The organism is Kitasatospora sp. NPDC127060, assembly GCF_042724935.1.
Lineage (GTDB): Bacteria > Actinomycetota > Actinomycetes > Streptomycetales > Streptomycetaceae > Kitasatospora.
The window spans coordinates 122,066-139,842 of sequence record NZ_JBHXEG010000006.1 but is presented as its reverse complement, the minus strand read 5'-3'; the positions used below and the strand labels follow the sequence as shown (position 1 = coordinate 139,842).

20 protein-coding genes are annotated in these 17,777 nt (G+C 74.3%); 9 read left to right on the top strand and 11 right to left on the bottom strand.

Annotated elements, in window-relative coordinates; all coding sequences use genetic code 11:
- Window positions 1-49: 49 nt before the first annotated feature.
- Together ACFWIS_RS06110 and ACFWIS_RS06105 are read left to right on the top strand one after the other, a co-directional pair.
- A complete protein-coding gene (locus tag ACFWIS_RS06110; RefSeq protein ID WP_380458181.1) occupies window positions 50-640 on the top strand; it encodes a TetR/AcrR family transcriptional regulator in 591 nt (196 codons plus the stop codon).
- Window positions 637-2,046, top strand: coding sequence for an MFS transporter (locus ACFWIS_RS06105; protein WP_380458179.1), 1,410 nt, complete (start codon window positions 637-639; stop codon window positions 2,044-2,046). Before ACFWIS_RS06110 ends, ACFWIS_RS06105 begins: the two co-directional genes overlap by 4 nt.
- 109 nt (window positions 2,047-2,155) lie before the next feature.
- Here the strand turns inward: ACFWIS_RS06105 and ACFWIS_RS06100 are convergent, their stop codons facing one another.
- The 5 genes from ACFWIS_RS06100 to ACFWIS_RS06080 all read right to left on the bottom strand — a co-directional run bounded on the left by ACFWIS_RS06100 (window position 2,156) and on the right by ACFWIS_RS06080 (window position 6,049).
- Window positions 2,156-2,659, bottom strand: a complete 504-nt coding sequence (locus ACFWIS_RS06100) for a hypothetical protein (protein WP_380458177.1) — start codon at window positions 2,657-2,659, stop codon at window positions 2,156-2,158.
- Window positions 2,656-3,384, bottom strand: coding sequence for a hypothetical protein (locus ACFWIS_RS06095; protein WP_380458175.1), 729 nt, complete (start codon window positions 3,382-3,384; stop codon window positions 2,656-2,658). The genes ACFWIS_RS06100 and ACFWIS_RS06095 overlap by 4 nt, the downstream gene beginning before the upstream one ends.
- A 69-nt stretch (window positions 3,385-3,453) precedes the next feature.
- Window positions 3,454-4,356 (bottom strand): hypothetical protein, encoded by a 903-nt coding sequence (locus ACFWIS_RS06090; RefSeq protein WP_380458173.1) that lies wholly within the window; start codon window positions 4,354-4,356, stop codon window positions 3,454-3,456.
- Between the two features lie 101 nt (window positions 4,357-4,457).
- Window positions 4,458-5,291: a helix-turn-helix domain-containing protein gene (locus tag ACFWIS_RS06085; RefSeq protein ID WP_380458171.1), complete on the bottom strand. Its 834-nt coding sequence runs from the start codon at window positions 5,289-5,291 to the stop codon at window positions 4,458-4,460.
- A 188-nt stretch (window positions 5,292-5,479) separates the two neighbouring features.
- Window positions 5,480-6,049, bottom strand: coding sequence for a TetR/AcrR family transcriptional regulator (locus tag ACFWIS_RS06080; protein ID WP_380458170.1), 570 nt, complete (start codon window positions 6,047-6,049; stop codon window positions 5,480-5,482).
- Between the two features lie 102 nt (window positions 6,050-6,151).
- Here ACFWIS_RS06080 and ACFWIS_RS06075 point away from each other — a divergent pair, with 102 nt between their 5' ends.
- Both ACFWIS_RS06075 and ACFWIS_RS06070 read left to right on the top strand, forming a co-directional pair.
- The gene (locus tag ACFWIS_RS06075) at window positions 6,152-7,063 is read left to right on the top strand and encodes an alpha/beta hydrolase family protein (protein WP_380458168.1); all 912 of its coding nucleotides are present in this window, start codon (window positions 6,152-6,154) and stop codon (window positions 7,061-7,063) included.
- Window positions 7,064-7,174: 111 nt separating this feature from the next.
- On the top strand, window positions 7,175-7,633 hold the full coding sequence (locus ACFWIS_RS06070) for a flavodoxin family protein (protein ID WP_380458166.1): 459 nt from the start codon (window positions 7,175-7,177) through the stop codon (window positions 7,631-7,633).
- Between the two features lie 111 nt (window positions 7,634-7,744).
- On the opposite strand, the gene ACFWIS_RS06065 is transcribed toward ACFWIS_RS06070, so the two are convergent.
- Window positions 7,745-9,043, bottom strand: coding sequence for an MATE family efflux transporter (locus tag ACFWIS_RS06065; protein ID WP_380458164.1), 1,299 nt, complete (start codon window positions 9,041-9,043; stop codon window positions 7,745-7,747).
- A 147-nt stretch (window positions 9,044-9,190) separates the two neighbouring features.
- On the opposite strand from ACFWIS_RS06065, the gene ACFWIS_RS06060 reads away from it, so the two are divergent.
- From ACFWIS_RS06060 to ACFWIS_RS06040, 5 genes are all read left to right on the top strand, one after another.
- Window positions 9,191-9,739, top strand: a complete 549-nt coding sequence (locus ACFWIS_RS06060) for a PadR family transcriptional regulator (RefSeq protein ID WP_380458162.1) — start codon at window positions 9,191-9,193, stop codon at window positions 9,737-9,739.
- 222 nt (window positions 9,740-9,961) lie between these two features.
- Entirely contained in the window at window positions 9,962-10,837 is an 876-nt protein-coding gene (locus tag ACFWIS_RS06055; protein WP_380458160.1) for a class I SAM-dependent methyltransferase, read from the top strand.
- Window positions 10,838-11,114: 277 nt separating this feature from the next.
- Window positions 11,115-12,002 (top strand): oxaloacetate decarboxylase, encoded by an 888-nt coding sequence (locus ACFWIS_RS06050; RefSeq protein ID WP_380458158.1) that lies wholly within the window; start codon window positions 11,115-11,117, stop codon window positions 12,000-12,002.
- On the top strand, window positions 11,999-12,304 hold the full coding sequence (locus ACFWIS_RS06045; RefSeq protein ID WP_380458156.1) for a hypothetical protein: 306 nt from the start codon (window positions 11,999-12,001) through the stop codon (window positions 12,302-12,304). The genes ACFWIS_RS06050 and ACFWIS_RS06045 overlap by 4 nt, the downstream gene beginning before the upstream one ends.
- Window positions 12,301-13,386 (top strand): bile acid:sodium symporter family protein, encoded by a 1,086-nt coding sequence (locus ACFWIS_RS06040; RefSeq protein WP_380458155.1) that lies wholly within the window; start codon window positions 12,301-12,303, stop codon window positions 13,384-13,386. Before ACFWIS_RS06045 ends, ACFWIS_RS06040 begins: the two co-directional genes overlap by 4 nt.
- Here the strand turns inward: ACFWIS_RS06040 and ACFWIS_RS06035 are convergent.
- The 5 genes from ACFWIS_RS06035 to ACFWIS_RS06015 are packed head-to-tail and all read right to left on the bottom strand — an operon-like array spanning window position 13,352 to window position 17,610.
- On the bottom strand, window positions 13,352-13,822 hold the full coding sequence (locus tag ACFWIS_RS06035; protein WP_380458154.1) for a hypothetical protein: 471 nt from the start codon (window positions 13,820-13,822) through the stop codon (window positions 13,352-13,354). The two genes, ACFWIS_RS06040 and ACFWIS_RS06035, sit on opposite strands and share 35 nt — an antisense overlap.
- A 14-nt stretch (window positions 13,823-13,836) precedes the next feature.
- Window positions 13,837-14,505, bottom strand: coding sequence for a DUF402 domain-containing protein (locus tag ACFWIS_RS06030; RefSeq protein WP_380458152.1), 669 nt, complete (start codon window positions 14,503-14,505; stop codon window positions 13,837-13,839).
- Window positions 14,502-15,389 (bottom strand): hypothetical protein, encoded by an 888-nt coding sequence (locus ACFWIS_RS06025; protein WP_380458150.1) that lies wholly within the window; start codon window positions 15,387-15,389, stop codon window positions 14,502-14,504. Before ACFWIS_RS06025 ends, ACFWIS_RS06030 begins: the two co-directional genes overlap by 4 nt.
- A complete protein-coding gene (locus ACFWIS_RS06020) occupies window positions 15,386-17,245 on the bottom strand; it encodes a GMC family oxidoreductase (protein ID WP_380458148.1) in 1,860 nt (619 codons plus the stop codon). The genes ACFWIS_RS06025 and ACFWIS_RS06020 overlap by 4 nt, the downstream gene beginning before the upstream one ends.
- Window positions 17,242-17,610: a hypothetical protein gene (locus ACFWIS_RS06015; protein ID WP_380458146.1), complete on the bottom strand. Its 369-nt coding sequence runs from the start codon at window positions 17,608-17,610 to the stop codon at window positions 17,242-17,244. The genes ACFWIS_RS06020 and ACFWIS_RS06015 overlap by 4 nt, the downstream gene beginning before the upstream one ends.
- Window positions 17,611-17,777 lie beyond the last annotated feature (167 nt).

Below are 17,777 nucleotides of genomic sequence, written 5' to 3'. Positions count from 1 at the left end.
CCGCCGTGGCGAGTAGACACTGTCTACGAAGATCGGGTAGACAGTGTCCATGACCGAACAGGATCAGGACCTGCGCACCCGGTTGGTGGCCGCCGGCGTCGAGCTGGTGAGCCGCGAGGGCGTGCACGCACTCGGCCTGCGCGAGATCGCCCGGCACGCCGGGGTCTCGCACGGGGCGCCGCGCCGCCACTTCCCCACCCACCGGGAACTGCTCGCCGCCGTCGCGCGGCACGGCTTCGGCCGGCTCACCGACACCCTCGCCGGGGCCGACGCCCTCGCCGCCGCGACCGGGGCCGACGCCCGCACCCGGATCGACGCACTCGCCCGCGGGTACCTCGGCTTCGCCGCGGCCAACCCCGGCATGTTCGAGCTGATGTTCCGTCACGACCTGCTGGAGGGCAGCGGCACCGAGCTGCGCCGCACCACCCTGCCGCTGTTCCGGACCTTCGCCGACCTGGTCGCCGAGGTCCACCCGCGGTCGGCGGACCCGACCCCCGCCACCGCCGCGCTGTGGGCCAACCTGCACGGCCTCGCCCAACTGCGCGCCTGGGGCAGCCTGCGGCTGGTCACCGGCGGCGAGGACGTGGAACCGCTGCTGCGGGCCACCCTGGACGCCCACCTCGGCCCGGCCCCCCGGTGAGGCGGCACCACCGGGGGCTCACCCTCGCCGCCAGCATCACCGGCGCCGTCCTGGTCGCCCTCGACGGCACGGTGCTGAGCGTCGCCCAACCCACCCTCCAGCGCGATCTGCACGCCTCCGTCGCCGCCGTCCAGTGGACCAGCACCGGCTACCTGGTCACCGTCGCCGCCCTGCTGGTCTTCGCCGGCCGGCTCGGCGACCGGTACGGGCACCGGCGCCTGTTCGCCCTCGGGGTGGCGGGCTTCGCCGCCAGCTCGGCCGGGATCGCCCTCGCCCCCGGCATCGGCTGGGTCATCGCCCTGCGCATCGCCCAGGGGGTGGCCGGCGCCCTGCTCCAGCCCGCCACCCTCGGCCTGCTGCGGACCGGCTGGCCCGCCGAGCGGCTGCCCGCCGCCATCGCGGCCCGCACCGCCGCGATCGGCCTCGCGGCCGCGGCCGGGCCTCTGATCGGCGGGGCGCTCACCACCCACCTCGGCTGGCGGGCAGTGTTCCTGCTCGGCCTGCTGCCCGCCACGGCCGCCCTGCTCGCCGTCCTCGCGGTGCCCACCGAGCCCGCCGAGCCCGCGAGGTCCCCACGGTCCACGAGTTGCACGAGTTCGACGAGTACGACGAGGGCGGACCTCGACCTGCCGGGCGCGGGCCTGCTCGCGCTCACCCTGGTCTGCCTGGTGCACACCCTGGTCACCCTGCCGACCGACGGCTGGTCCCCCGGCACTGCGCTCACCCTCGCGGCCGCCGCCCTGGCCGGCCTCGCCCTGGCCCGGCACGAACGGCGCACCGCCCGCCCACTGCTGCCCGCCGCCCTGCTGCGCTCGCCCGCCGTGGGGCCGGCCCTCGGCGCCCTGCTGGCGGCCTCGGCGGCGGTGCTGGGCGTCCTGTTCCCGACCACCTACTTCCTGCAGGACGTCCTCGGCCTCGACCCGCTGCGCAGCGCCCTGCGGGCGGCGCCGCTCGCGGTGACGATGATCCTCGCCGCGCCCGCCTCGGCCTGGCTGGCCAAGCGCCACGGCGCACGCGACACCGTGCTGGCCGGCATGGTGCTGATCACGGCGGGCATCCTGCTGACCGCCCGGCTCGGCCCGGACTCGGGGGACCCGGCGATCGGCTGCTGCTTCCTGCTGCTCGGCTGCGGTCTCGGCACCGTGATGGCCACCGCCACGTCGGTCATCGTCCAGGGCGCCCCCGCGGCCCAGTCCGGCGTCGCGGGCGGCCTCCAGCAGACCATGATGAACGTCGGCCCGGCCCTGGGCATCGCCCTCGCCACCACCGTCACCGGCCGTGCCGCGCCGGGCGCCGCCCTGACCCCGGTCGCCCTGGCGACCGCCGCCGTCGCCGCCGCGGGCGCGCTGCTCGCCCTGCGCCTCCCCCGCCGGCAACCACCGCACCCCTTGGCGGACTTGACCTGACGGCGCCATCGCGAGAGTCCTGATGGCCCGTCAATCACAGAGGAAAGCCCTGTAGTTGAAGATCAAGCCAGCGCTGACGCGACCTGTTCCACGGCCGGGTGAGATCGGTTCAGGGTCGGGGCGAGGCCGCCCCGGGCAGCCGTGCCGCGGCCGGCGCGCAGACCGACCAGGCACCGGCCTCCTTCCGCAGGTAGATCGTGGTGTCCACGCCGGGCCTGGTCACATGGGCGCTCGCGACGTCGCCCTCGATCCTGACGTCGGAGACCTCGACCGGCGGTCCGGAGGCCGCGGGCTGCTGCTCGTCCGCCGACGGGCTCACGCCGTCGGACGGGAGGTCGCTGTCGGCCATGTCCCCGGCCTCCTCCGGGCAGAGCATCCCGACGCTTCCGGCCACGTCGCCCCGGTCCACCGCGGTCGCGAACCGGCCGACCAGCTGCCGGACCCGGTCCGGTTCGCTGGGCGCCCGGTCGGTTGTGACGTACCCGACGATGCCCGCCGCCGCCAGCAGCAGCACGGCCGCGCCGAGCAGGTACGGCCAGCGCTTCCGGGGCGCGCTTCGCGGGATCTCGGGCGGACCGGCCGGTGCGGGCGGCCAGAATGGGTCCTGGGTCATCGTGGGCACTCCCGTCCGTCGGCTCCGGGCCCTCGGGTCGACGGCGCGAAGTGCGACACCATCAGTTCGTCCAGTGCGGCGCCGCAGTCCCCCGGGTCGACCTCGCCCGCGTCGACGAGGGCGATCTCCCCCGGTGCGAGCTCCGGCGACAGGCAGTAGTGCAGGTTCCCGCCGTCCGAGGTGACCCGCAGCAACCTGGTCGAATCGATCTGGTCCTCGTCCCAGCCCGGGATGCCCTCGGGGAAGTCCGCGAACTCCGCCAGCGTCGTCATGTGGACGGGCCGGGCCAGACCGAACGACGTCCCGTCGCCCCCCGAGACGAATCCGGCGTGCACTCCGCGCAGGAAATCCCGCAGCGGCTCGGGGAAGGCCGGCCAGAACTCCGGTTCGGGGCCGAAACTGCGGGGGTCGTAGCCGACCCAGGAGACCAGTCCGCCGCCTTCGTCGGCCATCACGTACACCAGGGCGGCGCAGGCGTCCGTGAGGCAGGCCCTGACGTCGACGCAGCGGGCGTCCATCGCGGCCGCGAACCTCGGGAGGAGTGCGAGGAAGTCCTGGTTCCACAGGGACCGCGCCAGCCGGTACCGGGCCTCGGGTCGGTCGGCCAGCGCGATCGGCCGCCAGCGTTCGGGGAGCGAGGCGATCCGCTCCGACCCGGGCTCGACGAAGGCCAGCGACCATGCGGGGAGCGTCCGGGCGATCCCGGCGGCGTCGACTCCTGTCACGTCAGCTTCCCTGTCACATCAACTTCCCTGTCATGTCAGCTCCCCTGTCACATCAACTTCCCTGTCATGTCAGCTTCCCTGGCTCTTCAGCAGCTGGTCGATGATGTCCTGGAGCTTCTTGCGCGTCTCGTTCTCCAACGTGACCTGACTCGCCTGCCACTTGGGATCCACGCCCGTCATGGCGGCCGCGCTGCGCGACTGCTTCGACAGGTTCGCCGCGGACGACAGCCACTGGAAGTTGACCGGCGCGCGGCTGATGATGAACATGTTCTCGGTGCTGAGCTTGGTGAAGCCGCGCATCTGCATGAGCTCCGCCAGCGGGACTATGTGGTCCGCGCTGATCTTCGGATTGCCCCTCGCATTGGGCATGATGACCCGCCGGGAGGACGCCGGATAGGCCGGATCCGGCCGGCCGACCGTCAGCTTGGTGCCGCCCTTCAGATAGTTGTAGGGGAGGTTGCCGGGGTTCCCCGCCCGGAGGGCGTCGTACAGCGGTCGGGCCGGTGAGGTCTTCGGCACCCGCCAGTTCTTCCCGGGGGCGGGCGGGGGCGGTGCCGTCCACCCGGTGCCCAGGCGTCGCTTGGCGTCGTCGATCTGGGTGCGCTTGGTCGGGGTGAGGTCCTTGAGGTCCATGCTGCCCGCGCCGGTGGCGTCGACCATCGCCATCATCGCCTGGAAGCAGGCGGTGTACGCGGCGACGGCCTTGGCGCTCTCCGCGTTGAGCGCCGCCGCCTCGGCGTTGTACGCCGCGAGGGCGCCGCTCTGCTCGGGCGGGAACTCGTGCGGCTGGGCGTTGTGGCTCTTGATCTTGGCCTGGACGGCCTGGGCGGCCGCGTACTGCGGGGCGCACAGGTCCGTCGGCGTGGCGGCCTCGGCCGAGGGCGCGGGAACCAGCACCGCGCCGCACAGGACGAGGGCGGCCGCGAGGGCGGCCACCGCGCTCAAACCGGACCCGCGTCGTGACGTGACCATCGACCCCTCCCCAGCCGCGGGGGTGGAACCGCGCCGAGCCGGGAGCCTAGCGGCGGTCCGGCGGGCCTGGATTGGAAGAATCTGACCTGCCCTCAGCTGGATCAGAGGGCCACGGCACCGTCCGCCCAGTGAGCGGCGGCCAGCCGGCCGGGCGTGAGGCCCGCCAGGGCGCGGACGTCCCGGCTGAGGTGGGCCTGGTCGTAGAAGCCGCAGGCCACCGCGGCTTCGTTCAGGTCGACGCCGCCGCCCGACAGCATCCCCGCGGCACGGTGGAAGCGCAGCACCCGGGCGAAGCCCTTGGGCGTCAGACCGACCTGTTCGACGAACCGGCGGACCAAGTAGCCATGGCTCCAGCCCACTTCGGCGGCGAGCCGGGCGACCCGGATCCCGCCCGCGGTCTCGGACAGCAGCCGGCAGGCCTGGGCGACCTCCGGCGCGGGGCGCAGTCCCCGCCCGAGGCGGTCCAGCAGCGCGGCGTCCACCAGGTCGAACCGGGCCGCCCAGTCCCTGGTGCCGGCCAGCCGTTCCACCAGCTCCGCGGCCACCGGCCCCAGGACCTCCGCGAGTTCGACCACCGTGTTGGTCAACTCGCGCATCGGCAGCGAGAACAGCCGGTACGCCCCCAGGGGCGTCAGCTCCAGGCGGATCGCCTCCTGGCCGCCGGGGTGAGCGCACACCCGCGGGCCGTCCTCCAGACCCGCGACCAGCGAGCCGACCACGGCGCTCCCCCCGGGCCGCTCGCCCAGTCGGCGGACCTCGCTGAACGGCTCCGCGATGTTGATCACCAGGACGGCCCGCCCGGTCGGAACCAGCCGCACCCGGTACGGCACGGCCTCCGTCTCCCAGTAGCCGGCGTAGCTGTGGACGAACGGACGCAGCCCGGGATGCCGGGGGCGGTCGACCCGCCACCGGCTGCCGATCCGGGTGACCCGCACACCCCCCACATCCCGCCCGGCCCGCCCGGCCCGGGCACAACTCTCGGGCGGCCGAGGGTCGTTCCGGTCACAGAAGCCGCTGCCTTCGGATCGCACGGGCCCTCCCTGACGTCGCCGCCACCAGCGGGCGCCAGCCTACCCAGTGCCGCCCGTCCGGTGCCGCCCGCCGCCGTACCCGGTGCCTCCGCCTATGCCGTGCGGCGGCATCCGGCGAGGAGGGTGGCGACCATGTGCCTGGCGTCGGCCCGGTCGTAGTCGGGGCCGGTGATGCAGAGGTTCCCGATGGCGCGCATGAGCCGGTAGGCGGTGATGTCGGGGCTGATCTCGTCGGCGGCGGCGCAGGCGTCGAGCACCGTCGCACAGGCCGGGACGAGGGTGTCGAGCATGAGGGCGTGGAGGTTCTCCAGCCCTGGGTCGCCGGACCCCAGCGCGGCGCCGAGGCCGTGCTTGGTCACCAGGAACTCCACGAACGCGTCCGCCCAACGGCTCAGGGCGGCGAACGGGGTGGCCGATTCCGCCAGGAGCCGGGGCGCGAGTGCGGCACAGGTGTCGATCTGGTGCCGGTAGACGGCGGTGACGAGGTCCGCCCGGGTCGGGAAGTTCCGGTAGATCGTCCCGACGCCGACGCCGGCGCGTTCGGCGATGTCGCGGATGGGGGCCTGGACACCCTGGTCCACGAAGACCGCCGCCGCTGCCGCCAGTACACCGCTGCGGGTGCGCTGCGCTTGTGCCTGCCGTACTCCGACCGCCTCCGGCACGGGTCCTCCCTTTACTCGCGGAACAATGTTCCGCTAACTTGGCGGAACAGCGCTCCGCCAAAGTATGGCAGAGCGGTCTCCTGGAGAAGGCGCAGGTCCCCCATGTCTTCCAGCCACTCCGACCAGCGGATCCTCGCGGTCAAGCCGATCAGCGTCCCCGCGCCCGACCGCGGCGTCGAACTGCGGGTGAAGGTCACCGCCCCACTGTCGGGACGGCAGCTGCCCGTCATCGTGTTCTCCCACGGCAACGCCTGGTCCCTGGACGCGTACGAGCCCCTGGTCGACCGCTGGGCCGCCGCCGGATTCGTCGTGGTGCAGCCCACCCACCTGGACTCCCGCCGCAACGGCATCGGCTTCGACGACCCGCGCTTCGCCGCCATCTGGCGCGTCCGGATCGCCGACCTCCACGCGATCCTGGACGGCCTCGACGACGTCCTCGCCCAGGCGGACGGCCTGGACGCCCGGGTCGACCGGGGGCGCATCGCCGTCGTCGGCCACTCCTGGGGTGCCCAGACCGCCGGTGCACTCCTCGGGGCGCGGGTGTTCGACGCCGACGGCGTGCCCGGAGCGGACTTCTCCCACCCGGCGGTCACCGCCGGTGCGCTCATCACCGCGACCGGCACCGGCGACAGCCTCACCCCCTTCGCCGCCGAGCACCTTCCGTTCATGCGGCCGGACTACTCCACCATGGCCGCCCCGGCCCTGATCGTCGCGGGCGGCAGGGACCGGTCCCGCCTCTCCACCCGCGGACCGGAGTGGTTCACCGACGCCTACCACCTCAGCCCGTCCCCGAAGAGCCTGCTCACCATCGCCGAAGGCGAGCACACCCTGGGCGGCATCGCCGGCGAGAGGGTCGCCGAGACCACCGACGAGGACCCCGCCCGCGTCACCCTCGTCGCCGACGCGATCTCCGCCTACCTCCGCCACGCCTTCCGGCTGGACGACACCGCCTGGACCGCGCTGGGCACCGCCGCCGCGACCGGCGACGGCACCTGGAGCATCGCCGGCAAGTGAACCCGGCCCCGCCAACCGGCACTTGCACCGGACGCCCCGCTCCCGATGTCACGTTCCGCCGCCCCACCCGGTCCATCCGGGTACGTGCAGAACGAAGGGAGCGTCATCATCATGAAGGCCGTCATCGTGTGCGTCTCGGTGTCCCACGGCAACACCCGCCGGATCGCCGAGGCCATGGCCCGCCCACTGGCCGCCCGGGTGGTCGAACCGGAGGAACTCGACCCGGCCGACCTCGCCGGCCACGACCTGGTCGGCTTCGGCTCGGGCGTCTTCACCGGCCGGCTCCACCCACGCCTGCGCCACTTCGTCCGCACCCTGCCGGCAGCCGAACACCCCACCCGGGCCTTCGTGTTCGCCACCAGCGGCCTCCCCGAGCCCGGCTTCCGCCCCTTCACCCGCCCGCTGGCCCGCCTCCTGACACCCAAGGGCTTCCAGGTCGTCGACACCTTCACCGCCCGCGGGCACGACACCTGGCTCCCCTTCCGCCTGGTCGGCGGCATCAGCAAGCACCGCCCCAACCCCCACGACCTCGCCGCCGCCCGTACCTTCGCCGAGTCCCTCCACTGCTGACCGTCAGGGGCGGACCCGCACGGGGGTCGGGCCCGCCCCTGACCCACCACCGCACCCCTGGAACCCCGAGCCGCCCGCCCCACCGCGCGCACCCCCGAGGGCCCACCCGTCTCACTCGACCGCCACCGCCACCCGGGCACCCCCGCCCCGGGTCAGCGCCACCAGCAGCCCCAGCTGCACCACCGCCCCGACGGCCTGGCCGAGCCACACCCCGTTCACCCCGAGCGGTCCCGACAGGGCCACCGCGGTGGCGAGTTGGGTGCCGAGGCCGGCGACCGCGGACAGCACCAGCGGCCGGCCGGCGCCGGTGGCCTGGTGGTAGCCGCCGAGGGCGACGGCCGGGGCGTACGGGAGCAGGTAGAGGGCCGCCAGGTGAAGGAAACCGGTGGAACGGGCGGTCACCGCCGGGTCGTCGGTGAACAGGGCGGTCAACGGGCCGGCCGCGCAGGCCGCGAGCAGGGCCGCGACGGCGCCCAGGAGGACGGCGAAACGGGCGGTGGCCCGGTGGAGGGCGTCCAGTGGGGCGTCCGCGCCGGCGCCGGCGAGCCGGGCGGCCTGGATGGCGGTGGCCTGGCGCAGCGCGTAGAAGGCCATGGTGAGGACGAGCAGGAGCCGGTAGCCGATGCCGTACCCGGCGACCGCCGCGACGCCGAAGCCGGCGACCAGGCCGAGTTGGGCGGTGCCGACGGCCATCCGGGCGGTGAAGTCCAGGCCGTAGGGCGCGCCGGCCCGCAGGATCCGGGCGGCGGCCGCGCCGACGCCCGCGACCGGCCCGCCGGTGCGGGGCCGTAGCCGCAGGGTGACGGCGAGGGCGACCGCCCGGGAGGCGGCCAGGGCGATGGCCGCGCCCGGGACGCCGAGGGCGGGCAGCGGGCCGGGGCCGAGGATCAGCAGCGGGTCGAGGACGAGCAGCAGGGCGTTGGAGAGCAGGGCGATCCGCATCGGGGTGCGGGTGTCCCCGGCGCCCTTGAAGAGTTCGTCGGCGACGCGTTGGGCGAAGAACAGCGCGAAGGCCGGGAAGGCGACGGTGAGGTAGTCGGCCGCCCGGGCGGCGGCCTCACCGTCGAGGAACGCGGCGGCGATCCGGTCCCGCAGCAGGTAGCCGGGGGTGGCGAGGGCGAGGCTGCCGAGGGCGCAGAGCCGCCAGGCGGCGCGGGTGGTACGGGCGGCCTCGTCGCGGTCGCCGGCGCCGAGGGCGCGGGCGAGCCGGACGCTGACGCCGGAGGACACCACCAGGACGAGTCCGAGCAGCAGGTTCTCCAGGGTTCCGGCCAGGGTGACGGCGGCGACGGCGGCTCCGCCGAGGCCGGCCACCCACAGTGTGCCGATCACCGTCGCGATCACCCCGGACAGCAGTTCGGCGTAGACCGGACCGGCCAGTACGGCCAGCCGGAACGACTGTTCGCGCATGGCCACCCCCCTCTTCTCGCGCCGCACGCTCCACCGCGGCAGCTGCCTCGAATGGATATACATCGATTCGATGTACCACGACAAGAGGTAGCACCACCGCGGGATGGGGCGCATCATGGGGCGCACTCCGACGAAAGGGCTCCGACCGTGCTGACCCTCGCGATCCTCGGCTTCCTGTACGACCAGCCCCTGCACGGCTACGAACTCAAGTCCCGGATCACCGGGCTGACCGGCCACGTCCGGCCGGTCAGCGACGGCGCGCTCTACCCGGCGATCACCCGGCTGGAGAAGGCCGGACTGCTGCACCGCCGCACCGAGCCCGGCACCGGGGCCGCCCCGCGCCAGACCCTGGAACTCACCCGGGAGGGCCGGACGGACCTGCTGCGGCGGCTGGCCGACCCGGAACAGGCCGAAATCACCGACCAGATCCGCTTCTTCACCCTCGCCGCCTTCCTCCACCAACTCGCCGACCCGGCCCGGCAAGCCGCCGTCCTCCGCCGCCGGCTGGCCTTCCTGGAGGCCCCGAGCAGCTTCTTCTACGACGGGGCCGGCCGGCCGGTCACCGCCGAGCGCGAGCCGAACCCGTTCCGGCGCGGCATGCTGCTGGTCGCCCGGGCCTCCGGCGCCGCCGAGCGGGCCTGGCTGGCCGAGACCGTCGCCGAATTGGAGGGCGCGGAGGCCGCGCGCGACCGGTAGGACCCGAACGACCGGTACCGCGGGCGGTCCACCGGCCGGGACCGGCCGGGACCGGCCGCCCGTCCGCGACCCCGCGTCGAACACCGGGGCGGTGGACCGGACTTGCACCTTTCGGCACCCGGCCCCGGGGCGCCCGGGCCTCGCTATGATGATCCGTCTCACGACCTCGGCGCCTTCCGCGGCGTGACCCACCACCGCGCCCCGCCCGCCTTGGAGGCAGCCGTGCCAAGTGAAGTGACCGCCGCCGCGAGCGCCGCCCCGATCAAGCGGGACGACATCCCGGGCTGGTTCTTCGGGCTGGACCGGGCCGCGTTCTCCCATCTCCTGTCCGCCCAGACGGCGGCCGGGGTCACCGGGGACATCCTGGAGCTCGGCAGCTACCTCGGCCGCAGCGCCGTGCTGCTCGGGGACCACCTCCGGCCGGGCGAGCGGCTGACCGTCTGCGACCTCTTCGACTCCGAGGCGGGGGACGCCGACAACGCCGCCGAAATGGCGATGTCCTACCGCAAGACGCTCACCCGCAGCGCCTTCGAGTCCAACTACCTGGCCTTCCACAGCGAGTTGCCGGAGATCGTCCAGGCGCCGACCTCCGTCCTGGCCGACGGCCGGATCCCGGCGGGCAGCTGCCGCTTCGTCCACGTCGACGCCTCGCACCTGTACGAGCACGTCAGCGGGGACATCCGGGTGGCCAGGTCGGCGCTGACCGAGAACGGCCTGGTCTCGCTGGACGACTACCGCTCCGAACACACCCCGGGCGTCTCGGCCGCCGTCTGGGAGGCGGTGTTCACCGGCGGTCTGCGCCCGGTGCTGCTCACCCCGATGAAGTTCTACGGCACCTGGGGCGACGCCGACGCCGCCCGGCAGGTGCTGCTGGAGCGCGACTGGCGGGCCGAGGACTACGCCGTCGACGAGGACGTCATCGCCGGCCACCGGGTGCTGCGACTGAACTACCAGGTCAAGACGCCCGCCCAGCTCCGGCGCTCCACCCCGCGCCGGCTCGCCCTGGACCTGCTGCCCCCGGTCGCCACCCGGGCCACCCGCCGGGTCCTGCACACCCTCCGCGAGCGCCGCGCCGTCCGCCCCACCCCGAGCGCCTGACCCCGGACCCACAACTCGGCCCGCAGACCCCGGCCGGTTCCGGACCCGCCGGCACAGCCGTCGGGTCCACCGGCATGCCTCGGGGCGCACCGGCCTGACGCCACCCGGGCGTTTTATTCATACGACTAATTAATTGTCGAAAATCCACTCACTCACACGGGTGAATCACCCTTAAAGGTTTGCCCAAGGAACATTAAAGACCTCATAGTGATGACACCTCGCCTTGGTCTTGAGATCACCAAGTCCAGGCAAAGTCCTTGCGAGTGAGGAGAGACCTGTGTTCCACGCTTCCTCCACCCCTGCGGGCCCCGGGCAGCGGCTCCGCGCGGCGATCGCGGACCAGGGGACCACGCCCCTGATCGGCGTCCACGACATGTACTCGGCCTCCATCGCGGCCGAGCACTACGACGGCATGTTCGTCTCCGGCTTCGGCTTCGCCGCCTCCTACTACGGCCTGCCGGACATCGGGTTCATCGCCTGGCCCGACATGGTCGCGTTCGTCGAACGGCTGCGCGGCGCGTTCCCGCGGCACCACCTGCTGGTCGACATCGACGACGGCTACGTCGATCCCGAGGTCGCCTGCCACGTCGTGCGGCGGCTGGAGGCCATCGGCGCCTCCGGCGTGATCCTGGAGGACCAGAAGCGCCCGCGCCGCTGCGGGCACGCCGACGGCAAGCAGGTCCTCCCGCTGGAGGAGTACCTGACGAAGCTCGAACTCGTCCTCGCCGACCGCACCGACCTGCTGGTGGTCGCCCGCACCGACGCCACGGACGAGCAGGACATCCTGCGCCGCGCCCGCGCGCTCGCCGAGACGGATGCCGACGTGGTGCTCGTCGACGGCGTGCGCAGCGAGGAGTGGATCCGCCGGATCCGCAAGGAGGTCGGCGACAAGCCGCTGCTCTTCAACCAGATCGCGGGCGGCAAGTCCCCCCGACTGTCGCTCTCCGAGCTGACCGAGCTCGGCGTCGACGTGGCGATCTACAGCACCCCGTGCCTGTTCGCGGCCCACCGGGCGATCGACGAGGCGCTCACCGGACTGAAGACCGCCGACGGGCGGCTGCCCGCCCCGGCCGGGGAGAGCAGGCCGGTCGGTGTGCGGGAGTCCACCGAGCTGCTGGAGCGGAACATCGCACGCTCCCGCCGCCTCGCGGACGTGACGGCTTGAGTCCCGGGCCGCGCCGCCCCGCCCCGCGCGCGGCGGCCGCCGCGCTGCGGGCCACCGTCCTGGGGCTGACCGGGGCGTGCGCCCTGCTCGCGGTCGGCGCGGCCCCGGCCGTCGCCGGTGGCAGCCTGGTCACGGTCATCGACAACTCGAACGCCGACTCCTGGCTGGAGATCGACCGTACGGCCAACGTCCAGCAGGGCGGCGGCTCGGCGGGGAGCGACCACGACGGTGCCGGATCACTGGTCGGAGGTCTGGGCGGTGGTCTGGCCAACGGTCTGGCCGGCGGCGGGGGTCCGCCATGACAGTCCGCACCGAAGGGCCGGCCCACGCCGAAGGACCGGCCCACACCGAAGGGCCGGCCCGCGCACGATGGTGGCACAGGTTCGACCCGTACCTGCTCGCACTGGCCGGGGCGGTCGCACTGGCCGCGCTGTTCCCGGCCTCCGGCGCCTCGGCCCGGGTCGCCGGGGCGGCCTGTGACACCGCGGTGGCGCTGCTGTTCTTCCTCTACGGCGCCCGGCTGTCCACCCGCGAGACCCTGGCCGGGCTGCGCCGCCTGAGACTGCACGGCCTGGTGCTCGCCGCCACCTTCGGTCTCTTCCCGCTGCTCGGGCTGGCCACGGCGCTGCTGACGCCGGTTCCGCTGACCGAACAGTTGCAGGCGGGGGTGCTGTTCCTCTGCCTGGTGCCGTCCACGGTGCAGTCCTCGGTGGCGCTCACCGGGGCCGCCCGGGGTGACGTCCCGGCGGCGATCTGCGCCGGGACGTACTCCAGCCTCGCCGGGCTGCTGCTCACCCCGCTGCTGGTCGCCGGGCTGCTGGGCTCGCACGCCGGGCTGTCGGCGGACGGGCTGCTGCGGATCGGGGCCCAGTTGCTGGCGCCGTTCCTGCTCGGGCAGGTGCTGCGGCCGCGAATCGGCGACCTGGTGGCCCGTCACAAACGGCTGCTGACCCCGGTGGACCGCGGTTCGATCCTGCTGGTCGTCTACACGGCGTTCAGCGCGGCGGTGGCCCAGGGCATCTGGCACCAGGCGACGCCCGTCGCCCTGCTCGGGATGCTCGTGGTACTGCTGGCCCTGCTGGCCGCGGCCCTGGCGGTCACCGGGCTCGGCGCGCGCGGGCTGGGGCTGGACCGCCCGGCGGCGATCGCGGCGATGCTGTGCGGCTCGCAGAAGAGCCTGGCCAACGGGCTGCCGATGGCCACCGTGCTGTTCGGGTCGGAGGCGGGGGTGATGGTGCTGCCGCTGATGGCCTACCACCAGCTCCAACTGGTCGTCGGCACCGTCCTCGCCGGGCGCTGGGCCCGAACCCCCGCGCCGGTCCCGGCCGACGGGCAGCCGCCGGCCGAGCTCAGCCGGGCGGGCGGGCCACCAGCGCCCGGCTGATCCCCCGGCGGAGCCGGCTGGAGGCACCCGGCAGGTGCCCCAGCCGGCTCAGCCGTTCGTCCGACAGCTCCGGCCGCCGGGCCAGCTCCAGCACCGCCGCGTACGGGCGCTCGCCCTCCTCCAGTCGAGCGCCCACCAGCTCGACCAGCCCGTCCAGGGCCGTGCCGGTGAGCTCGGGGTGGGCAGCGAGCAGCTTCAGCAGGCAGTTGTCGTTCCAGGTGTCGTGCCGCCGGGGTGCCAGGGCGACCAGCACGTCGACGGGCGCGGCGGCGTTCCGGGCGATCGCGTGCCAGACGAACGGGTACTCGCACCGGCCCAGCACGCGCAGCACCCCGGGGTCCGCGGTCCGTTCGGCCAGTCGCAGGTAGGCCCCGGGTTCGTGCAGGTGGTCGAGCGCCTCGATGTCGCTCGGTCCGTCCACGTGTGTGTCGCCCATGTCGGAACGCGAGCCTACCCCCAGCGGGCTGTCGGGATGCTGAGGGCGGCGGCCGGCAGGACGGGCAGCGGGCCCGGTGCGGGGAGCGTCCAGGCCGCCGGGTCGGGTGCGAACGGGCCGGTGCGGTCCCGGAGTTGGGCGAGGGCATGGTCGCGGGCCCGGTCCACTTCGCGGTGGGTGGCCTCGTCGATCACGCCGAGCCGCCGGGCCTCGGCGTACTCGTCCTCGTCCTTCCAGGTGTGGGAGGCGAGGTCGGGGGTGACGACCAGGTCCAGGTAGAGGTCGAAGGTGTCGATGCCGATGGCCGTCCGCCGGTACGGCAGCTCGAAGTTGACGTACCAGCGCAGCGGGCGGCCCTCGGGGCTGAGGAACCGGTGCACGCTGTACGGCTCCCCAGCGGTGAAGCGGCTGATCACCACGGTGTCGCGCCAGACCCAGTGGTCGAGCTCCCAGCTCCCGGCGGCGAGGTCGTCGATGCCGCGTCTGCGGGCGGCGACGTCGCCGTGTCGCCGGGAGGCGGTCCAGCTGGCGGGGGCGAGGCTCTCGGTGCCGGGGCGGGCGGTCAGGGTCAGGGTGGTGCCGTCGTCCGCGAGCACGGTGTACGGCATGGCCGTCCAGATCCGGCCGCCCACGACGTCCCGGCGTACGGCGGTGCTGCCGGCCGGGTAGGGGGCGCCCGTCACCGGACGTAGTACGGGCGCTGGTGGGCGGCCACCGGCGCGGACTGGTAGGTCCACACCCCGGCGGCCGGGGCGTCGCCGATCAGCAGGGCGAGGTCGCGGGCGGCCTCCTCGGCGGGATTGCCGAGGTCGAGCCGGACCCGGCCGGCGGTGCGGTCGTCCAACGCGTAGTAGCGGTAGGGCTGGTGGACATTGAGCGGGCCGGCCAGCAGCTTGCCCTCGTCGTCGGTGCCGTAGCCGGTGATCGGGGTGCTGCTGACGGACTCCGGGGTGAGGCCGGTCAGGTCGACGTCCAGGGCGAGGATCTCCTCCTGGTGCCGACGCAGCCCGCCCTCGCCAGGCCCGCCCACGCCAGGCCCGCCCTCACCCGGCCCGTCCGCGCCCAGTTCGGCCCGGCGGCAGGAGACGCTCCACCGCTCGCGCACGGCGGGCGCGTTGAGCGAGGGCAGGGTGGTCTCGAACCAGCCGGGGTGCTTGGGTTCGGCGTACAGCCGGCGCCCGGCGTCGATGGCCAGCGGATTGTCGCACAGCACGTGCAGCCGGGCGATGCCGAGCAGCTTGGTCTGGTCGTAACCCCGGGCGTACTGACCGTAGTTGACCACCGGGACGCGGTCCTCCGCGAACACCGGGTGGGCGATCAGGTTGATCTCCAGCTCCTCGGTGATGCCTCCGCCGTTGGGGTACTGGGCGAAGTACAGCTGGTAGTTGAGCGAGACGCAGGCCCCGCCGTCGAAGGCCGCGACGGCCAGGCCGGGGTGGCGCTTGTCGAGCAGTCGGCGGGCCTGCTCGGGCTCCACCAGGTAGTCGACGCCGATGTTGTGCAGCGCGCCGTAGTGGAAGGGCAGGCAGTAGGGCTCCGGGACGGGCGGCAGCGGCAGGCCGGTCATGAGGGCTCCGAAAGCGAGGAAGGCGAGGAACACGCGGAAGGTGCGGAGGGGACGGAGGGGACGGAACGCAAGGGCTGGACGGAGAGGGTCGCCGGCCGACGCAGCGCCAGCAGGTCCTGGTGCATCCGTCCGGCACTGCGCAGCGCGAGGGCGGCCATGGTGAGCGAGGGGTTGGAGGTGCCGAGCGAGGGCATCGAGCCGCAGCCGACGGCGTACAGGTTGGGGTGGTCCCAGCAGCGCTGCCACTGGTCGACCACCGAGGTGCCGGGCGCGTCGCCCATCAGGTGGGTGCCGCCGGCGTGGCCCGCGCCCCGGTAGCCGTACACCTCGCCCCGGTGCTCCAGCCGGCCTGGCCAGCCGGCGCCGGGGTAGGCGGTGTGGTCCTCGGCACCGAGCAGGGCGAAGAGCTGGTCGGAGACGGCGCGGGCGGAGACCATGCCCTCCCGCACGTAGCCGTCCAGGTCGTAGTGGATGGCGGGGGCGGGCAGGCCGAGCGGGTCGCGCCGGTGCGGGTCGAGGGTGACCCGGTTGGCCGGGTCGGCGGGCTGCTCCAGCTCGAACTGGAGCGAGAACTGCCGCCCCAGCCGGTCGCCGAGGCGTTCGCGCAGTTCCTTGCCGCGCAGTCCGGCGGCGAGCAGCGCGGCGGCCTCGGCCTCGGGGCTGCCGCCGGCCCAGGACCAGCCCCAGTTGCCGATCTCGATCCGGAACGGCGCCCGGCGGCGCCGGGCCCCACCGAAGCGGAAGGCCTCCAGCCCGCCGGTGGAGCCGGGCCCCCGGTACGGGCCGACCTGGTCGGGCATCAGCCCCCAGGTGAGCAGCGCGGGGTGGTCCATCAGGTTGCGGCCGACCTGGTCGCTGCGGTTGGCCAGGCCGGACAGCAGCAGCAGTCGGGCGTTCTCGATCGCGTGCGCGGCGAGCACCACCAGGTCGGCGGTCACCCGGTGGGTGGCCCCGCCGGCCAGGTACTCGACTCCGGTGGCCCGTCCGGTCACCGGGTCGGCGAGCACCCGGCCGACCACGGCCTCGGTGCGCAGTTCGACGGCCGGGGCCCAGCGGGCCTGGGTGCGCAGCGGGGTGTACTTGGCGCCGCTCGGGCAGACCGGGACGCAGCTGGCACTGCCCGCGCAGAGCGGGCCGTGGCCGGTGCCGGGGCGGGTGGGCCGGCCGTTGCGGGCGTGCGGGGTGGAGGTCACGGCGAGCCGGGCCGGGTCGGGCGCGGCGGGGTCGTGCACCGTCCGACCGTCGAGGGCGTCGGCGAGTCGCCGGTCGAGGTAGCTGGCCGGGATGGCCCGCATCGGGAAGGCGTAGTCGTCCGGGATGGGCAGGCCGACGGCCTGGCGCTGTTCCTCGGCGTCGGCGGCGACGCCGAGTTCCCGTTCGGCGTCGCGGTAGTGCGGTTCCAGGTCGTGGTAGCCGATCGGCCAGTCGCGGCCGTGGCCGAGCTCGCCGGTGCGGAAGTCCTCGGGGTGCATGCGCGGGGCGAGGCCGGTCCAGAGCAGTCCGGTGCCGCCGTTGGCGCGCAGGTAGCCGCTGGCGTAGGGCAGCGGGCCGTACTGCCGGAGGTACCCGGTGGCGGTGAAGCCGCCGTCGGGGTGGCCGGTGAGGTCGGTGACGTCGGGTGACGGCGCGTCGGGGTTGTGCGGGTACGGCGCGGTGGGCGGGCCGCCGCCGGCCGCGCGGTGGGCGGTGGCGGTCTCGGCTGCGGTGGGCGCGGTACGTCCGGCCTCCAGGACGAGGACCCGCCAGCCCCGGGCGCCGAGGCGCTGGGCGACCAGGCTCCCGGCGAAGCCCGCGCCGACGACCACGGCGTCCCAGTGCGCGTCCTCGCTCCCGGTGCCGACCCGCTGGGCGCTCACCGCTGCTCACCCCCGAGCGGCGCCTCGGCCCAGCTGCCGTGGCCGGGGGCGGCGGCGCCGGGCGGTCTGGCCCGGAACGTCCGCCAGACCAGTCCCTGGTCGTGGGCGCGGGCGGAGCTGGGGGCCTCGCCGGGCCAGGCGCCGACGTACCAGAGGTGGACCAGGGCGTGCTCGTCCCGGACCCGGTGGGCCAGGGTGGTCCGGTGGTGTTCGTGCGCCATCCCGGTGGCGCGCAGGTCGGGGACGTCGAAGCCGGTCAGGTCGGCGCAGACGCGTAGGAACTCGTCGAGGTCGGCCAGTTCGTCGTCCTCGACGGGCCCCCATTCCCCGTACGGGTCGTCATCGACCAGGCGATCGTCGGACACGGACACGCGGGCACCCCCACGATCGTCGGCGGATGGCCAAGGCATGACAGATGCGCGCCGCCCGGCACGGTCCACCTGCTAGCGCGATCCTGCCGCCCGGACGGGCCGCCGGGGGCCGCTTGCCGGAAGGTGACCTTTCTTGATCGGTTCATGACCGGTCACCGCCC

Bases quoted from the DNA above. Each gene is read 5' to 3' on its own strand.
- ACFWIS_RS06110 (WP_380458181.1), top strand. From the start codon at position 50: ATGACCGAACAGGATCAGGACCTGCGCACCCGGTTGGTGGCCGCCGGC.
- ACFWIS_RS06100 (WP_380458177.1), bottom strand. From the start codon at position 2,659: ATGACCCAGGACCCATTCTGGCCGCCCGCACCGGCCGGTCCGCCCGAG.
- ACFWIS_RS06090 (WP_380458173.1), bottom strand. From the start codon at position 4,356: ATGGTCACGTCACGACGCGGGTCCGGTTTGAGCGCGGTGGCCGCCCTC.
- ACFWIS_RS06075 (WP_380458168.1), top strand. From the start codon at position 6,152: ATGTCTTCCAGCCACTCCGACCAGCGGATCCTCGCGGTCAAGCCGATC.
- ACFWIS_RS06070 (WP_380458166.1), top strand. From the start codon at position 7,175: ATGAAGGCCGTCATCGTGTGCGTCTCGGTGTCCCACGGCAACACCCGC.
- ACFWIS_RS06065 (WP_380458164.1), bottom strand. From the start codon at position 9,043: ATGCGCGAACAGTCGTTCCGGCTGGCCGTACTGGCCGGTCCGGTCTAC.
- ACFWIS_RS06040 (WP_380458155.1), top strand. From the start codon at position 12,301: ATGACAGTCCGCACCGAAGGGCCGGCCCACGCCGAAGGACCGGCCCAC.
- ACFWIS_RS06035 (WP_380458154.1), bottom strand. From the start codon at position 13,822: ATGGGCGACACACACGTGGACGGACCGAGCGACATCGAGGCGCTCGAC.
- ACFWIS_RS06025 (WP_380458150.1), bottom strand. From the start codon at position 15,389: ATGACCGGCCTGCCGCTGCCGCCCGTCCCGGAGCCCTACTGCCTGCCC.